The sequence below is a fragment of the Cupriavidus sp. 05L310 genome (assembly GCF_056398185.1).
Window position 1 is genome coordinate 227,168 of the sequence record NZ_JBFTOX010000001.1, and the last position, 16,887, is coordinate 244,054.

The following is a 16,887-nucleotide window of genomic DNA, read 5'->3' on the forward strand; positions in this document are numbered from 1 at the left end:
AGCGCGCTCCGCACTGCTTGCGACGCCTTGCGCGATCGCCTTACAAACCGGCTGGAGACAAAAAATGGCCCGCGACCCACGCTACGACATCCTGTTCGAACCGATCCAGATCGGTCCCAAGACATTGCGCAACCGGTTCTACCAGGTGCCTCATTGCATCGGCGCCGGGTCCACGCTGCCCGGCTTCCAGGCCGCGCACCGTTCGCTGAAGGCCGAAGGGGGCTGGGCCGCGCTGAATACGGAATACTGCTCCATCCATCCGGAGTCCGACGACACGCACCGGCTGTCGGCGCGGATCTGGGACGAGGGCGACGTGCGTAACCTGCGCGCGATGACCGACGAGGTGCATAAGTACGGCGCGCTGGCCGGCATCGAGATGTGGTATGGCGGCGCGCACGCGCCCTGCATGGAAAGCCGGGCCACGCCGCGCGGCCCGAGCCAGTACGCGTCGGAATTCGAAACGCTGACCTACTGCAAGGAGATGGATCTGCGCGATATCGCGCAGGTGCAGCAGTACTACGTCGACGCCGCCTACCGGGCCCGTGACGCGGGTTTCGATATCGTCTACGTGTATGGCGCGCACTCCTACTTGCCGCTGCAGTTCCTCTCGCCGTACTACAACAAGCGCACCGACAAGTACGGCGGCTCGCTGGAGAACCGTGCCCGCTTCTGGCTGGAGACGCTGGAGAAGGTGCGCCGCGCCGTGGGCGACGACTGCGCCATCGCCACGCGCTTCGCGGTGGACTCGCTGTACGGCTGCGCGGGCATCGAGGTGGAGCAGGACGGCATGAAGTTCGTCGAGATGGCGGATTCGCTGCTGGACCTGTGGGACGTGGATGTGGGGGATATCGCCGAGTGGGGCGAGGACGCCGGCCCCTCGCGCTTCAACCTGCAAGGCCACCAGATCCCCTGGACGCGCTTTATCAAGCAGGTGTCGAAAAAGCCCGTGCTGGGCGTGGGGCGCTTTACCGATCCCGAGAAGATGACCGAGATCGTGACCAAGGGCATCGCCGACATTATCGGCGCGGCGCGTCCGTCGATTGCCGATCCGTTCCTGCCGAAGAAGATCGAGGAAGGGCGCATCGATGACATCCGCGTCTGCATCGGCTGCAACGTCTGCATCTCGCGCTGGGAAATCGGCGGCCCGCCGATGATCTGCACGCAGAACGCCACCGCCGGCGAGGAATACCGCCGCGGCTGGCACCCGGAGAGGTTTGCCAGGAAGAAGTCCGACGACGCGGTGCTGGTGGTCGGCGCCGGCCCGGCCGGTTCGGAATGCGCGCGCGTGCTGATGGAGCGCGGCCATACGGTCCACCTGGTGGACCAGGCCGAGAAGATCGGCGGCCACCTGAACCAGATCATCACGCTGCCTGGCCTGGGCGAGTGGGGCTATCACCGCGACTACCGCGAAACCCAGATCAACAAGCTGCTGAAGAAGAACAAGCAGAGCCAGCTTGCGCTGGGGCAGAAGGCGCTGACGGCCAACGCCATCCTGGAATACGGCGCCGAGAAGGTGGTGATCGCCACCGGCTCGCACTGGGTCACCGACGGCACCAACTGCCTGACCCACGACCCGATCCCGGGCGCGGACGCCTCGCGCGACGACCAGTTGACGCCGGAGCAGGTGATCGCCGGTAAGAAGGCGATCGGCAAGCGGGTGGTGATCCTCAACGCCGACACCTACTTCATGGCGCCGAGCCTGGCCGAGAAGCTGGCCACGGCCGGGCATGAGGTGACCATTGTCAGCGGCGTGCACCTGGCCAATTACATGCACTTTACGCTGGAATATCCCAACATGATGCGGCGCCTGCACGAGCTCAAGGTCAAGGAGATGGGCGACCATTTCTGCAGCCGCATCGAGCCGGGCCGGCTGGAGATCTACAACATCTGGGGCGACGGATCGCGTCGTACCTACCGCGGCCCCGGCAAGTCGCCGCGCGACGAGAACAAGAGCCATCGCTGGCTGGAGTTCGACTCGCTGGTGCTGGTGACCGGCCGCCGCTCCAACGATACGCTGCACCGCCAGTTGAAAGCGGCGGAGGACCGCTGGGAAAGCGTCGGCATCAAGGGCGTGTACCTGATCGGCGATGCGGAAGCGCCGCGGCTGATCGCGGATGCCACCTTCGGCGGCCAGCGCCTGGCCCGCGAGATCGAGGAGGCGGACGCGCAGATCCCGCTGCCTTACCGCCGCGAGGTGCCGGTCTGGGGCGTGCCGCACAAGAAGGAAGGCACGTTCGAGATCATCTACAAGATCTGATCCGGGCAGGGAACGGCCACGCAGGCCGTTCCCGCCGGACGCTTCGCGCCCCCGCATCCACACAGACGGAAGCCGCCATGCCAGCCGCAGACAAGTTCGACCCGCTCCAGGTCACCCGCGTCCTGTTTGAAGGATTCTCGTCACCTGCCATCGTGCTGTTCTACCTGGTGGGCTTCGCTGCCATCGGCGTGTTCTGCTACGGCACCTACGTGCAGATCCGCAAGTACCGGCGCGGCCAGCCGCTGGGCACGCCGCTGGAAATCGGCAAGCGCTTCATGCAGATGTGCCGCACCGTTGCCAGCCACCGCACCATCGCCCGGCGGGATCCCGCCGCCGGCCGCGCGCACCGGCTGATCTTCTACGGCTTCGCGCTGCTGTTTATCGGCACCGCCACGATCACGCTGGAATACGACATCACCGGCAAGCTGTTTGGCCTGCGCTTCTGGCACGGCAAGTTCTACCTGTGGTTCTCGCTGGTGCTCGACTGCGCCGGCGTGGCCATGATCGCCGGGCTGGTCTACATGATGATCCGGCGCGGCTGGATCAAGCCGCCCAAGCTCGACTACACCCGGCCGGACCGCAAGCCGGGAGAGCCGGGCTATGACCGCAGCGGCTACCGCCGCGAGGACTGGGCCTTCCTGTGGGCCCTGATCATCATCGGCGTGACCGGCTACGTGCTCGAAGCCGCGCGGCTGGTCTGGCTGCAGGAAAGACCCGAGGTGTGGGCGTTGCGCTGGTGGTCGCCGTTCGGCGCCGCGCTGGCCGAGGCGATGCGCACCGTGGGCGTCGGCGCCGGGGCGGCAGGCGTCTTGCGCTCCGGCTTGTGGTGGTTCCACGGCCTGCTGGCGCTGACGCTGATCGCGCTGATCCCCTTCACCAAGGTCAAGCACATTTTCACCGCCGCCGGTTCGCTGATGCTGCGCGATCCGCTGGCTGCGCAGCGCCTGCCGCGCCAGGCGGCCACCGGGGACAAGGTCGGCTACGGCACGATCACCGATTTCACCTGGAAGCACCTGCTCAACCTGGATGCCTGCACCAAGTGCGGCCGCTGCCACGAGGCCTGTCCGGCGCAAGCGTCTGGCGCGCCGCTGTCTCCGCGCGACGTGATCCTCTCGTTGCGCGAGTTCGCCAACGATACGCTGCAGAAGCAAGCCCTGCCGGACGAGGTCAAGCTGAGCCCGCACGGCAAGGACGGCGGCCAGGTGTTCATGGAGACCTTGTGGTCCTGCCGCACCTGCATGGCCTGCGTGGAGATCTGTCCGGTGGCGATCGAACACGTGCCCATCATCGTCCAGATGCGCCGCAAGCTGGTGGAAGACGGCGATATGGAGCCGCAACTGCAGAAGACCCTGCAGACCATCCACAAGACCGGCAACTCCTTCGGGGAATCCAAGCGCAAGCGCGCGGCCTGGACCAAAACGCTGCCGTTCGAGATCAAGGACGCGCGCAAGGAACCGGTGGATCTGCTGTGGTTCGTGGGCGACTATGCCTCGTTCGATCCGCGCAACCAGAAAGTCAGTCAGGCGTTCGCCACATTGCTGCACGATGCCGGCGTGAAGTTCGGCCTGCTGTTCGAGGGCGAGTCGAATGCGGGCAACGATGTGCGCCGCGTTGGCGAGGAAGGCCTTTACGAACTGCTGGCCGAGACCAATATCGCGACCCTGGGCACCGCGCAATTCAAACGCATCGTTACCACCGACCCGCATTCGTACAACACCATCCGCAACGAATACCCGGATTTTGGGGGCACTTATGAGATCGAGCACTACACCAGCTACGTGCAGCGCATGCTGGAGCAGGGCCAGATCAAGGTGCGCCAGCCGCAGCGCCTGCGCGTGACCCTGCACGATCCTTGTCACCTTGGTCGCTTCAACAAGGGCTATGGCGCGCCGCGTGACATCCTGAAGCAGATCGGCTGCGAACTGGTGGAAATGCCGCGCCATGGCGACAACTCCTTCTGTTGCGGCGCCGGTGGCGGCCGCATCTGGATGCCCGACCCGGTCGGCGTGGAAAAGCCGTCGCAGAACCGCATGCGCGAGGCCGCCGGCATCGAAGGGCTGGAAGTCTTCGTGGTGTGCTGTCCGAAGGACCTGACCATGTTCGAGGACGCCCTGAAGACCAGCGGTTACGAAGGCAAGTTCGTGGTGCGCGAGTTGATCGAATTGATCCGCGACGCCCTGGCTGAGCCGGCTGAGGCCGCCCCGGCCAGCCATGCCGCTATCGGCCTGGTGGAAGCTTAGGGCGGGGGCGGAGATGCGATTCTCGGGCCGGCACTGGAACGAGCTGCTGCGGCGTGCGCAGGAAGACGCGGAGCCTTACGCGGCCGCTGCGCTCTATCCGCACGCGTTGCCGGCACACCAGGCGTGCTTGCTGCCGCGCCTGTTCGATGCCCGCCAGGACCGTTTGCTGTTGGCGTCGGCGGGATTCCTTGCGCCAGCGGTACTGGCGCGGCTTGCCACGATCGCCCGCGACGATGCTGCGGTCGGCTTGCGCCTGGCGCGCAATCCGGCCGCTCCCGCGCAGGCGCTGGTGACGCTCTGGCGCGGCGGCGGGGGCGAGCGCCTGCGCCTGCTGCTGGCCAGGCATACGAACATGCCGCGCGGCGTGCTGGCGCAGATGGCCGAAGGCACCGCGCAGGTCGAGATTCTGCGGGCACTGTGCGAGAACACGGGTACCGCTGCCGATGTGCTGGCGGCGCTGGAGCGGCGCCACCTGCCGGTGCTGCACCGCCTGCTTGCCATCAACCTGGCCACCGCCGCGGATACGTTGCTGTCCCTGTGGGCGGCGGCGGTGGACGAGCCGGCCGTGCGCGCCCAGGTCTTGCTGCATCCGCATTGCCCTGGCCGCTTGCTGGAGGCCGTGCCCGAGACCGTGCTGGAACGGCGCTGCGGGGCGCGGCATCCGCGCGCGCCGGTGGCGCTACTGCGGCAACTGGCGGCCGATGCCGACCCGACCGTGCGGCGCGCGGCCGCCGCCCATGCCGCCGTGCCCGCGCAAGCGCTGCTGACGCTTTGCTTCGATGCCGAGGCCGGCGTGCGCCGCGCGGTGGCGGCGCGGGCGGACCTGTCGGCAAGAATGGCCGGCTGGCTGCAGGAGGACACCGATTCCTGGGTGCGCCGCACGGTGGCCCGCAATGCGGCTTGCCCGCCGGCGCTCCTGGCGATTGCCGCTGCGGACGCTCATGCCGAAGTACGGCGCGCCGCCGCCCGGCATCCAGCCTGTCCCGCTGCCGTACTTGAGCGGCTTGGCGCAGACCCTGAGGACTGGGTCCAGGCGGGCGTGGCCTACCGCGACGAACTGGCGCCGCCGCTGCTGCGCCGGCTCGCGCGCAGCGCCAGCGTGGACGTGCTGGCGGGCGTGGCGCGCAATGCCGCCACATCGCCTGCGCAGCTTTCCAGGCTGGCGGCGCACGAGAGTCCGGACGTGCGCCGGGCAGTGATCCTGAACCGCGCCGCACCGCGCGGCGTGCTGCTCGCCTTGCGTCAGGATGGCTATGCGCTGCACCGGGCGATGGTGCTCGATCACCCCAATTTCACGGATGCGGACCGCTGGCGCATGCGGGACGACCCCGACACGCAGGTTCGCTTCCGCATATTCAGTCATTTCGCGCGGCTGGCCGGCGTGCCCGCCGCCGCGCATACCGAGGCTCCGCCGAGAGCCGAACAATCAGCACCGCTGATGACGATGGAGACGCTATGAAGATACTGGTGACGATCAAGCAGGTGGCTTCGCTGGACGAGGACTTCGAGATGCGCGGTGACAACCGCGATATCGACCCCGACTTCCTGGTGCACGACCTGAACGAGTGGGACAACTTCACGCTGGAAGAGGCCATGCGGCTGAAGGAGGGGCCTGGCGGGGACAACATCGAGGTGGTCGTGGCCACGGTGGGGCCCGACAGCGCCGACGAGGAGTTGCGCAAGTGCCTGGCCAAGGGCGCCGACCGCGCGGTCCGCGTCTGGGACGACGCCCTGGAAGAGGCCGACCCGATCGCGGTGGCGCGCGTGCTGGCCGCGCTTGCCCGCCGCGAGTCCGCCGATCTTGTTTTTGCTGGCGTGCAGGCTTCCGATCACGCTTTCGGCGCCACCGGCATGGCCATGGCGGGCCTGCTGGACACACCCCATGCGGCGGTGGTGGCCGCGCTGGAATACACCCCGGGCGAGGGCACGGCAACGGTGCGGCGCGAGCTGGAGGGCGGCACCTACGCCGTCGTGAAGATCAACACCCCGGCCGTGCTCACGCTGCAACTGGGTATCAACACGCCGCGCTACGCATCGCTGCGCGGCATCAAGCAGGCGGCGGCACGGCCCATCGAGGTGGTCGGGCCGGACGACATCGGACTGGCGGCCGGCGATACCGGCGCGGCGGGATCGCTGTCGCGGGTGCGGCGCATGTATGTGCCGGAGAAAGGGCGCGCCCAGATGATCGAGGGCACCCCCGCGGAGCAGGCATCGCAACTGGCGAAGATCATCAAGGAATTCAGGGGAGAAGCATGATGGCGGGCATTCTGGTGGTAGTCGAGCATCGCAAGGGAGAACTGCGTCCGGTCAGCCGCGAGCTGATCGGCCTGGCAACTTCGCTGAAGGCATCCAGCGGCGAGCCGGTACAGGTGGCGTTGATCGCCGCCGACCCGGCGCGCCACGCGCAGGCGCTGCAGTTGGCGGGGGTGGATGAGATCGTGACGGTGCAGAGCGCCGGGGATGCCTTCGATCCGGAGGTATATGAAGCTTCGGTGCGCGCGCTGATCGCCGCGCGGCAGCCTTCGTTGGTGCTGCTGCCGCATAGCGTCGATACGTTGGGCTACGCGGCGCCGCTGGTGGTGCGCGACGGCCACGGGTTCACCACCGACGTGTTCAAGGTGGAGCGCGACGGGGACGGCTGGGTGGCCACCCGCTCGGGCTACGGGCAGAAGGTGAACGTGGAGATGGAGTTCCCGGGGCACGCCACGGTGGTGCTGACGGTGCGGCCCGGCTCGTTCAAGCCGGTGGAGGCAGCCGGCACGCCGGCCATAACGAGCCTGCCCGCGCCGCAGGTGACGCCGCGCAGCCAGCATCTGGCGTTTGAGGAGCCGGCGGGCGGCGACGACGTGGATATCCCGGGTGCCGACTTCATCCTCTCCATCGGCCGTGGCGTGGGCGAGGAAGACAACGTCGAGCAGTTCAAGGAACTCTCCGACTCGGTGGGCGCCACGCTCGGCTGCTCCCGGCCCATCGCGGATTCGGGCTGGCTGCCGAAATCTCGCCAGGTCGGCCAGTCCGGCAAGACCGCGGCCAACTGCAAGCTCTACGTGGCGATGGGCATCTCGGGCTCGGTCCAGCATATGGCCGGCATGAAGCACGTGGACACCATCGTGGCGGTCAATACCGATCCGGAGGCCTCCATCTTCACTATCGCCAAGTACGGCATCGTGGGCGATATCTTCGATATCGGCAAGGAACTGCAAAACCACTTCTGATCGCGTTCCGGCACCGCCCTCGCGCGATTGCCGCCTTTTCCTTGTCGAAGGTGAACCATGAAATTGTCGCAATCCTGGGCCAGGGTGGTAGCTTCGGGCTGTTTTCTGGCGGGCGGGGCGGGCGCGGTGTCTTGCGCGTTCGCGCAGGAAGAACCGAAACCGCCCGCCAGTCCCCATACCGTGAGCGCGAACGTCGCGCTCATGAGCAACTATGTATTCCGCGGCATCACGTATACGCAGGACCGTCCGGCGCTCCAGGGCGGCTTCGACTATGCCCATGAGAGCGGCCTGTATGCCGGCATCTGGGGCACCAATGTCAGCAGCAAGGCGATCAACGGCGCCAGCCTGGAGCTGGATCTGTACGGAGGCTATGCCAGGTCGTTCGGCGATTGGCGCTTCGATGTCGGCCTGCTGCAGTTCTACTATCCGGAAAACCCCAAGCTGCCGGACTCGGACGAAAAATACAACACGCTGGAACTGTATGGCGCCGTCGGCTGGAAAATCCTGACGCTGAAGTACTCGCGCACGCTGACCAATTTCTTCGGCTACGACAGCGCGTCGATGGGCACGGGCAAAGGCAATTCGCATGGCAGCGGCTACCTGGAGCTGAACGCGGACGTGCCGCTGCCGTGGGACGTCACGCTGGGGCTGCACGTGGGCCGCCAATGGGTGCGCAACTACGGCGATTTCAACTATACGGACTGGCGCGCCGCGCTTAGCAAGACCTTTGGCGAGGGCTGGATCGTCTCGTTTGCCTATACGGGGACCAATGCCGACCGCGCGCTGTGGGTGGCGGACGGCAAGAAGATTGGCACCGCGCACTGGATCCTGGGCCTGAAGAAAACCTTCTGATGCCATGCCTGGCACTGGCGCCGGTGGCCGCCTAAGCTTCCACCCCGATGGGCTCCGCGAGCCCGACCCGATGCTGGAAGCGGCCCTGGCCGCCGGCGCCATCGGGTTCTCCCGCCGCCGCTACCGGGATGCCGTGCCTGGCGGCGATCCGCAGCAGGCGCGCCAGGCGGCTCGTATCCGCGGCGCCGGCATCCATCCGGATGCGCCAGAAATCCGCAAGCAGCGTCCAGTCGGGCAAGGACGGGCCATCGTGCGCGGTGGCCGGGGTCAGGTCGACGCCCACGCGGACACCATCGCGGCGCAAGCCGGCAAGGGTGACATCGAGTTCGGCAAGGCCGCGATCCGCGAATTGCGGGAGGAGCACGTCGATACGGGCGAGGGTCGCTTTGTCGCCGATGGCCCGCAATGCGCCCTGCAGGCCCCGCAGCACCATGGCGTCGAGCGGCACCGCGTCAAGGCACAGGCAAAGCCGTTGCTGTGGTTCGAGCAACGGGTAGGCCTGGTCGAAGATGGCGAGCAGGTAGCGTTCTGCCAACTGGTCCAGTGTGCCGGCCTGGGCCGCATACAGGAACAGATGCGCGGCCGGGATGGCGCCGGAGCGCGTGCTGTGCCAGCATGCCGATCCCTCCGCCCAGCGCGGGCCGTCGCCAAGCGGTATGACCTGCGCCAGGCTCACCTGAAGCCCATGCGAGCTGAACGCGCGCGCGAATTCGCCGAGGGAGCGGCGCCAGGCCTGTGCCGTGCGCCGGGCCGTTTCCCCCGCGAAGGCGTAGCGCACCGTGCCATTGGCGCTTTGCCATTGCGCCGAATACACGGCGCGCAAGGCGTCGCGCAGCAGGGAACGGGCATCGGGCTGGTTGGCGATCCGGATCGCGATGCCGAGCCTGGCATTGATGGAGGCGGAGATGCCGTCGATCTCGAACGGCGTGTCCAGCATGGCGGCGATCGTGTCCACCAGCGTCAATGCGGAGATCACCGCGGCGAGCCGGCGCTCGTTCTGCGTGCGTCCCGCAAAGCGGGCAGGGTCGAGAGCCGGGCTTCCCTCGCTGGCCGGCGCCTGCAAGACGAGAATCGCAAACTCGTCGCCGCCACTGCGTCCCGCCGAGATGCCCGGGCCGCAACAGGTGGCCAGGCGCTCGCCCAGGCGGGCCAGCAACTGGTCGCCAAAGGCGCGGCCATGCCGTTCGTTGATCCGTTTCAGGTTGTCCACATCCAGGCAGAGCAGCATGAAGGGCGCGCCGTACCGCAGGGCGAGATCGATGCGGTCGAGCAGCAGGGCGCGGCTCTTGAGGCCGGTCAGCCGGTCGTGCAGCGGCTCGCGCTCGGCGCGCTCCTCGTCGCGTTTCTGGCTGCTGATGTCGGAGATGAATCCTTCGATGGCCAGCAGCGTGCCGTTGCCGGCGAAGATGCCGCGGCTGCGCTCGCTGACCCATTTCTCCTGCCCCGCGTGGGTGCGGATGCGGTAGCGCAGGTGGAATGCCCTGTGCTGCGCCAGCTGGCTCTGCACGTAGTCCCACACATAAGCGCGGTCGTCGGGATGGATCAGCTCGTCGTAGGACGGGTGGTTGAGCAGGTCCACCGCCTCCATGCCGGTCAGTTCGAAGCAGCCATCGCTGACGAACTCCATGGTCCAGCGCCGGTCGTTGCGGCAGCGGAACGCCATTCCGGGCAGGTGGTCCAGCAGGGTCGACAGACTGCGGTCGCGCGCGCGCAGCACATCCTCCGCGCGCTTGCGGGACTGGATGTCGGTCATCATGCCGGTGGTGCCGGTTACCCGGCCGTGGCCGTCGAAGCGGGGCCGCAGCCGCACCTCCATCCAGCGCGGCCGCCCGTCGTGGCAGATCAGGCGCGTCTCGTAGCGGCACGCATCGCTGTTCTGGGAGAGGATTGTGAGAAACTGTTCGCGGTTGAGCGCTTGCTCATCGGGATGGACATAACGAAACACGGGAGTGTGCAGGCAAAGGTGCACATCCAGCATGGTGACGGACTTCCACGCATGATTCAGGAAATGGAATGTGGCATCGGCATCGGTCTCGAACACGATGTCCTCGATCCCGTCGACCAGGGCACGATAGTCGTGATGCAGCGGAATCGGCCCGACACTCGGGCGATGCGTGCCGGGGTCGGCCAGTCTGGCGGGCAGGCGCCGGTTGGTGGCGGTTGCCACCGATACCAGCACCAGCGCTGCGCCGAGACAGCCCACGGCAAGCGGTGTACTGCTGGGCAGCCAGCCCATGGTGGCGCCAATGGCATAGCCGCAGGCGGCGGCCGCGCCGCTCAGATACAGCCACACGGCCAGCATGATGCTCCCCCTCACGCTAATCCCTCTCGTCTCCCTATTATTATTTCCCGGCGTTCGCTTGTTGACTTGCATGCGATCGGTCCGGGACTGAATGCGCGTTGCGACCCAAGGTGATCCGATGAATAGCAATCCCGTGCCTGCCAGACGCGCCTCGCCATCATACTTGCTTTTTTTCGCTCAGCAACACCATCGCGCGCGTCCCTGGATGGTGGTGATGACGGTCGCCGCGCTGGCCGCGCTGGCACTGATGGTGCAGCCCGTGCTGACGGCTGCGTGGTCCAGCGAGGCGGTGCGGTTCATGACCAAGGCGGCCGAATTGCGGCAGCGCGGCAGCGGTTTCGCGCGCGGCAACGAAGCCAATGGCGAAGCACGGCAATGGCTGGTGGAAGCGCGGGCATTGCTGGCCGACCCGCCGTTCGGCTCCGCGCTCGCCGAGGTGGAACAGCCGGGCGCGTCAGGGACGGTGACGGGCGCCATGCCGCTGCTCGAGCAGGCTGCCGTCGATGTATCGGAGGCGCTGCAGCGCCACCTGCGGGTCGATATCGCGGTGCGCATTGCCTTGCTGATCGTTGCCGCCGGCGGCTTGCTGGTTGGCCTGCGGCTGCGGCGCTATGCGGGCGAGGCGCGGGCCGGCATGGGTGCGGCGAATGCGGCCGATGCCCACCCGCAGGACCGCTGGCTGACCCTGCTCGACCAGGTCATGACAGCGCTGTCGGGCGAATCGCTTGGCCCGCAAGCCTTGCGCAATGTCTGCGGCGCGGTGGCCGATAGCCTGGCGGCGCGGGCATGCGGCATCTGCCTCGATGACGAGACCAGCGAAGCGCTGCAACTGCCGGCCGTGGTGCACGTGGGCGAACTCGGCTGGGCACAGGTGGAGCGCGTGCGCACGCTGGTGGTGGCCGGCCCGCATATGCTGTTCGATATGTCCGAGCATGGCGCACCGGCGCAGGATGGCGAGGCAGGGATGGCGGTGCCAATCAGCGACGGCAAGGTGCGCTACGGCCACCTGTTCCTCGTGTTCGGGACGGTGCGGGAATGCCAGTCGCAAGGCAGCCAGATCGGCGAAGCGGTCGGCAGGCATCTGGCGCTGGCCATCGGCGGTTTCCGGCGCATGCAGGAGGGGAGGCGGGTGGCGCTGATCGAGGAGCGCGCGGCGATGGCACGCGAGTTGCACGACTCGCTGGCGCAATCGCTGTCGTATATGAAGATCCAGGTCAGCCGGCTGCAGACCCTGTCGGAGCGGGGCGACGGGCGCGAAGAACTGGTATCGACGGCGGAAGAGCTGCGCGACGGATTGAATGGCGCCTACCGCAAGCTGCGTGAACTGATCACGACATTCCGCACGCAGATCAATTCGCAAGGCCTTTCCGCCGCGCTGGAAGAGGCCCTGGAAGAGTACGGCGCCCGCAGCAGCGTGGCCATGACGCTGGACAACCGGCTAAAGCACTGCCGGCTGACCGCCAACGAAGAATTCCATATCGTGCAGATCGTGCGCGAAGCCCTCTCCAATGTCGTGCGCCACGCGGGGGCCTCGCAGGCTACTGTCCGGTTGCTGCCCGCGGAGAATGGCGCGATGGCGATCACCATCGAGGATGACGGGCTTGGCTTCGAGCCTGCGGCGGATGCGCGCAACCAGTATGGCACCGCCATCATGCGGGAGCGGGCCTTGAGCCTTGACGGTGCCCTGGCCATCACACCCCGGCCGGGCGGCGGATGTTGCGTTGCGGTGCGCTTTCGCCCGGTGGGGCAGCCCGACTGGTAGGAACGGCGTGCAATGGGGGAAACCCTGAACGACGCGCCATCGTTGCTGGATGCCGTGTAACATTTCCGCTACCCCTGCAAATAGCAGCCGCCGATACAGGCGGCGATACGGCCCGAGGCGGGACGAAGTACAGACCGCCGTGGCCGCGCAGAAAAAAAATGAAACGGAGACAACTGGCCATGGAGACGAGCAATACGGTGCTGCTCATCGACGATCACGCCCTGTTCCGCAAAGGCCTGGCGCAACTCATCGGCATGGATAAGGATTTTCGCGTGGTCGGCGAGGCCGCCTCCGGCGCGGAGGGCGTTGAGATGGCCGTGCGCATGCAACCCAATGTGATTCTGATTGACCTCAATATGCCGGGCATGAGCGGCATCGAGACGATCGGCGCGTTGCGGGAGAAGCAGGTGGATGCGCGATTTATCATGCTGACGGTATCGGATAACGATCGCGATGTCGTGTCGGCGCTGCGGGCCGGAGCGCATGGCTATTTGCTCAAGGATATGGAGCCGGAGGACTTGTGTGATTGCCTGCGCAGGGCTGCTAATGGAGCCTCGGTGTTGAGTGAGTCGGTTACTGGTAGTTTGATGCAGGTGGTGGCGACGAATCAACGGGTTCCTGCCGCGCAGGCTGACCTGACTTCCCGGGAATCGGAGGTGCTGGATTTTCTGGCCGAGGGATTGTGTAACAAGACGATTGCCCGGCAATTGGGGATTAGCGTGGGGACGGTCAAGGTGCATGTTAAACATGTGCTTTCCAAGCTCAATTTGCATTCGCGGCTGGAGGCCGTGGTTTGGCGTCATGAGCATCAGAAGCGGCATTGAGTGGGCGGGGTCTTCGTGCTTTAGCTGCTGACGCGGCTGTACGTAGTTGGCCCAGCTGGCGGCAGCGTTGCACCGCCGTATCTCGCCCCGGGGGGCAGGCCAGGGATACGACGTGGGCAAGAAGGTCAAAGGTCGCAAGGGCGCCAGATGCCACCCCACCTCGGCGAGATTTCCACCCCGGAACTCCCCGCCCTCATGCCTCTTTGTAGGTATCTCCCCTTTGGATTATTGTCTGTCCTGCCTCCGCCTTCCAATAATCCTGCCTATGTCTTCCCGATGACTTGAAGACAAAGAAGACAAAAAGCAGGAGACAGGCGCGCATCCCGACGCGCTTACCACAGGAGGATCCATGACAACCGTCGGCCAAGCGAAGGTGGCATTCCGTGCCCGCAGTATCCGTTGGGGCTTTATCTGGGCGCTATGGTGCGCGGTCTTGTGGGGCGCGTGGTATGTACCTGGCGCTGCGGTCTGGAAGGAGGCGCCGTTCGCCACCATGGATATGGCGAACCCCCGCCAGTTCCTGACCGCGGCGGCGGTCATTACCACGTTCAACGCCTTCTCGGTATTGCTCTTCCTGTTCCTGTGGCTGATCGTGCTGGGCAAATTCCAGGACTTCGGCCGCACGCTGGTGCGCGTGCGGCGCATCTCCAAGTGGTACTTCGCCGCCGCGATATTCGGCGGGCCGATGGCGATCTTCGGCTCCTTCCTTGCCATGGGCTATGTGGGCGCGGTGTTCGCCGCCATCGCCGGACTGCTTTACCCGATCATCGGCGCCAGCATCGCACGCATCTGGTACAACGAGAAAATCACGATGCGTGCCGCGCTCGGCATCCTGGTGATCGTCGGCGGCGGTATCGCTATCTATGCGCCGGGCATCCTGGGCGAACTCTCCGGCGCGTCAACCCGGCACACGTCATGGTTGGGCTACCTCGGCGGCGCGATGGCGGCGATCGGCTGGGGCGTGGAGGGCGCGCTGGCGGGCCGCGCGCTCGATGTCACCGATCCGGATTGCGGCATCACCGTGCGTTTCACCGCGGAATCCATCTACTGGCTGTGCCTGGTTCTGCCGGCGCTGGCGCTGTTCGGCGATGTCGATGTCATCCACCTGATCATCCAGACCTGGAATCTCAAGGCCATCACATGGCTGCTGCTGGCGGGCATCACCTTCGGCTTCTGCTATGTGTCCTGGTACAAGTCTTTCCCGCTCATCGGCGTGGGCCGGGGGCAGGCCATTGCCGCGCTGTACGGCGCGTTCGCGGTGGTATTCCTGGCTGCCTTCACCCTGCAGTTTCCGGCGTGGAATTTCCTGCTGGGACTCGCGATGGTGGTATCGGGCGCCTTCCTGATGTACACGGAGAAGAGCGATGTCCTCGAAGTGGTCCGCTCGCTGTAAGCGCGGCGGTATTTTCCCCGAACCGGAGATGACAAGTGGCGAAAGTGCATATCAAGGGCTTCATCCTGCAGCAGATCGCCGGTACCGACGGCATGTGGGACAGCGATATCGCGGCGTCGGTCTGCGAGGAGTACGGCAAGCAAGGGCCATACTGGATTGGCTCCGTGCGCGTTATCCTGACGGACCTGTACTCGGGCGGGCTGGTGACCAGCGTCGAGGAGAAATTCGATGCTTACGCCGACAAGATGCGATTCCGCTTCCGGCTGAGCGACTTCGGCCGCCAGCGGATGCTGGATACCGGATTGCTTTAAGGCCCGCACCGCGGACCATCGACAACTCAACTGGGAGACTGCCATGTCGGATTTTTGGGGCTATCCGGGCGCGGACGTGATCGCGATCGTTGTGATAACGGCGCTCAGCCTGACCGCGCTGTATCACGCGCGGACCTTTGTTACCAAGATCTAGTGCCCTGAACCGCTGAATCGTCAGGGATCGAGCCTGGCAACATACCGCCAGGCCTCGACGATGCTGTCCGCCGCGCGATCGATGTCGTCGTCCCCGGTAGGCCAGGAGATGACCGACAGGCGCATGACTTCGCGGCCCTTCCAGCAGGCGCCGCCGACATAGCAGTCGCCTGCCGATTGCACGCGAGCCACCACATGCCGGGTCAGGCGATCGGCGGTGGCATCGTCCTGTCCCGCACCGAAGCTGACGATAACCTGGTTGAGCGATACCCGGTTCAGCACGGTGATGCCCGCTTCCTCCTCCAGCCGCTCAGCCATGCGGCGCGCCAGCCTGCAATGGCGCGCCACCATGTCGGCGATGCCCGCGCGGCCAAGGTGGCGGAGCATGGCCCAGGTGGCGAAGCCGCGCGCGCGGCGGGAGAGTTCCGGCACGTATTGCGACGGGTCGCGCTCATCGCCGGCCGCGTGGGGCAGGTAGCTGGCGGCGGCCGTCAGCGCACGCCGATGGGCGTCCGGGTGCGCGACGATGGCATAGCCGCTGTCATACGGGGTCTGCAGCCATTTGTGCCCGTCGGTCGCCCAGGAGTCCGCGGCTTCGAGACCGGCGGCGAGCGCCGCCGTCTCGGGGCAAGCCCTGGCCCACAGGCCGAAGGCGCCATCCACATGCAGCCACGCACCGCGTGCGCGGATATCCGCCAGCATTTCCTGCACCGGGTCGAACGCACCGGTATTGATCTGGCCGGCCTGCGCGATCACGATGGCGGGGCCCTCGCAGGCTGCCAGCGCGGCACGGAAGGGCTCCGCCAGCATGGCGCCGTCGCGGCCGCTCGGCACGCGCTTGATGCGATCCCGCCCGAACCCTAGCAGCCGCAGCGCGGCAAAGACGGTGGTATGTGCTTCGTCGCCGATCAGCACGTGGATTTCAGGGGCGCCGCACAGTCCCTGCGCCTCCACATCCCAGCCGGCCTTTTGCAAGACATGGGTGCGCGCGGCGGCCAGACAAGTGAAGTTCGCCATGGTCGCGCCCGTCACAAAGCCGACGGAAGCGCTGGCAGGCAAGCGCAGGATGTCGAGCAGCCACCTGGCAGCGACGTCTTCCGCCGCCGCGGCGGATGGCGAGCCTTGGTGGTTGGCGCAATTCTGGCCCCAGGCACTGGTGAGCCAGTCGGCGGCCACACCGACCGGATGCGAGGCACCCACCACCCAGCCGAAAAAACGCGGCCCTGTGGTGGGCTGTAACCCGGGCTCCGCCAGCGCGCGCAAGGCATCGATCGTCTGCGCCGCAGGCGTGCCGGCTTCGGGAGTGGGGCTGTCCCATGCCTGGCGGCATGCCGCGTACGAAGCGGCGGGAGGCTGTGTCGCGACCGCTTCCCTGAATCGCTCGGCTGCCTCGGCGGCGCGCTTCAGTACGTCGAGTTCCTTGGTTTGCCTGTGCGACATGCCAGCCTTCTCCCCCGAAGTTATCCCGATCCAATTCGTAAAAGGATGCTACATGAAATCGTCGTGAATCCGGGACTGTCAACTGACCCGCGTCATGCGAGGCCAGCCATGCACCGCAAACAGCGTGCGCCGGGCGGG

General features: G+C 66.4%; 12 protein-coding genes. 10 read left to right on the forward strand and 2 right to left on the reverse strand.

The window, feature by feature from the left end; translation table 11 throughout:
* Positions 1 to 64 precede the first annotated feature (64 nt).
* The 6 genes from AC1DS6_RS01100 to AC1DS6_RS01125 all read left to right on the forward strand — a co-directional run bounded on the left by AC1DS6_RS01100 (position 65) and on the right by AC1DS6_RS01125 (position 8,564).
* Positions 65 to 2,257, forward strand: a complete 2,193-nt coding sequence (locus tag AC1DS6_RS01100) for an oxidoreductase (RefSeq protein ID WP_477101750.1) — start codon at positions 65 to 67, stop codon at positions 2,255 to 2,257.
* Between the two features lie 77 nt (positions 2,258 to 2,334).
* Positions 2,335 to 4,497, forward strand: coding sequence for a (Fe-S)-binding protein (locus tag AC1DS6_RS01105; RefSeq protein ID WP_477101751.1), 2,163 nt, complete (start codon positions 2,335 to 2,337; stop codon positions 4,495 to 4,497).
* A 13-nt stretch (positions 4,498 to 4,510) separates the two neighbouring features.
* Positions 4,511 to 5,956 carry a hypothetical protein gene (locus AC1DS6_RS01110; RefSeq protein WP_477101752.1) on the forward strand — a complete coding sequence of 482 codons (1,446 nt, stop codon included), beginning with the start codon at positions 4,511 to 4,513 and terminating at the stop codon, positions 5,954 to 5,956.
* The gene (locus tag AC1DS6_RS01115; RefSeq protein ID WP_441631296.1) at positions 5,953 to 6,753 is read left to right on the forward strand and encodes an electron transfer flavoprotein subunit beta/FixA family protein; all 801 of its coding nucleotides are present in this window, start codon (positions 5,953 to 5,955) and stop codon (positions 6,751 to 6,753) included. Before AC1DS6_RS01110 ends, AC1DS6_RS01115 begins: the two co-directional genes overlap by 4 nt.
* Entirely contained in the window at positions 6,750 to 7,712 is a 963-nt protein-coding gene (locus tag AC1DS6_RS01120; protein WP_477101753.1) for an electron transfer flavoprotein subunit alpha/FixB family protein, read from the forward strand. Before AC1DS6_RS01115 ends, AC1DS6_RS01120 begins: the two co-directional genes overlap by 4 nt.
* A gap of 57 nt (positions 7,713 to 7,769) precedes the next feature.
* Complete coding sequence (locus AC1DS6_RS01125; RefSeq protein WP_477101754.1) at positions 7,770 to 8,564, forward strand: TorF family putative porin; 795 nt, start codon at positions 7,770 to 7,772, stop codon at positions 8,562 to 8,564.
* A 31-nt stretch (positions 8,565 to 8,595) separates the two neighbouring features.
* Here AC1DS6_RS01125 and AC1DS6_RS01130 read toward each other — a convergent pair whose 3' ends face one another.
* The gene (locus AC1DS6_RS01130; RefSeq protein ID WP_441631302.1) at positions 8,596 to 10,881 is read right to left on the reverse strand and encodes a PAS domain S-box protein; all 2,286 of its coding nucleotides are present in this window, start codon (positions 10,879 to 10,881) and stop codon (positions 8,596 to 8,598) included.
* Between the two features lie 103 nt (positions 10,882 to 10,984).
* Here AC1DS6_RS01130 and AC1DS6_RS01135 point away from each other — a divergent pair, with 103 nt between their 5' ends.
* The 4 genes from AC1DS6_RS01135 to AC1DS6_RS01150 all read left to right on the forward strand — a co-directional run bounded on the left by AC1DS6_RS01135 (position 10,985) and on the right by AC1DS6_RS01150 (position 15,156).
* A complete protein-coding gene (locus tag AC1DS6_RS01135) occupies positions 10,985 to 12,628 on the forward strand; it encodes a histidine kinase (protein ID WP_477101755.1) in 1,644 nt (547 codons plus the stop codon).
* Between the two features lie 179 nt (positions 12,629 to 12,807).
* Positions 12,808 to 13,452, forward strand: a complete 645-nt coding sequence (gene narL / locus AC1DS6_RS01140) for a two-component system response regulator NarL (protein WP_441631306.1) — start codon at positions 12,808 to 12,810, stop codon at positions 13,450 to 13,452.
* Between the two features lie 349 nt (positions 13,453 to 13,801).
* Positions 13,802 to 14,845, forward strand: a complete 1,044-nt coding sequence (locus tag AC1DS6_RS01145; RefSeq protein ID WP_441631308.1) for an EamA family transporter — start codon at positions 13,802 to 13,804, stop codon at positions 14,843 to 14,845.
* A gap of 35 nt (positions 14,846 to 14,880) precedes the next feature.
* Entirely contained in the window at positions 14,881 to 15,156 is a 276-nt protein-coding gene (locus AC1DS6_RS01150) for a hypothetical protein (RefSeq protein WP_441631310.1), read from the forward strand.
* Positions 15,157 to 15,330: 174 nt separating this feature from the next.
* On the opposite strand, the gene AC1DS6_RS01155 is transcribed toward AC1DS6_RS01150, so the two are convergent.
* A complete protein-coding gene (locus AC1DS6_RS01155) occupies positions 15,331 to 16,749 on the reverse strand; it encodes a pyridoxal phosphate-dependent decarboxylase family protein (RefSeq protein WP_441631312.1) in 1,419 nt (472 codons plus the stop codon).
* Positions 16,750 to 16,887: the final 138 nt, after the last annotated feature.

Coding starts and splice junctions, on each gene's coding strand:
- AC1DS6_RS01100 (WP_477101750.1), top strand. CDS start 65: ATGGCCCGCGACCCACGCTACGACATCCTGTTCGAACCGATCCAGATC.
- AC1DS6_RS01105 (WP_477101751.1), top strand. CDS start 2,335: ATGCCAGCCGCAGACAAGTTCGACCCGCTCCAGGTCACCCGCGTCCTG.
- AC1DS6_RS01110 (WP_477101752.1), top strand. CDS start 4,511: ATGCGATTCTCGGGCCGGCACTGGAACGAGCTGCTGCGGCGTGCGCAG.
- AC1DS6_RS01115 (WP_441631296.1), top strand. CDS start 5,953: ATGAAGATACTGGTGACGATCAAGCAGGTGGCTTCGCTGGACGAGGAC.
- AC1DS6_RS01120 (WP_477101753.1), top strand. CDS start 6,750: ATGATGGCGGGCATTCTGGTGGTAGTCGAGCATCGCAAGGGAGAACTG.
- AC1DS6_RS01125 (WP_477101754.1), top strand. CDS start 7,770: ATGAAATTGTCGCAATCCTGGGCCAGGGTGGTAGCTTCGGGCTGTTTT.
- AC1DS6_RS01135 (WP_477101755.1), top strand. CDS start 10,985: ATGAATAGCAATCCCGTGCCTGCCAGACGCGCCTCGCCATCATACTTG.
- narL (WP_441631306.1), top strand. CDS start 12,808: ATGGAGACGAGCAATACGGTGCTGCTCATCGACGATCACGCCCTGTTC.
- AC1DS6_RS01145 (WP_441631308.1), top strand. CDS start 13,802: ATGACAACCGTCGGCCAAGCGAAGGTGGCATTCCGTGCCCGCAGTATC.
- AC1DS6_RS01155 (WP_441631312.1), bottom strand. CDS start 16,749: ATGTCGCACAGGCAAACCAAGGAACTCGACGTACTGAAGCGCGCCGCC.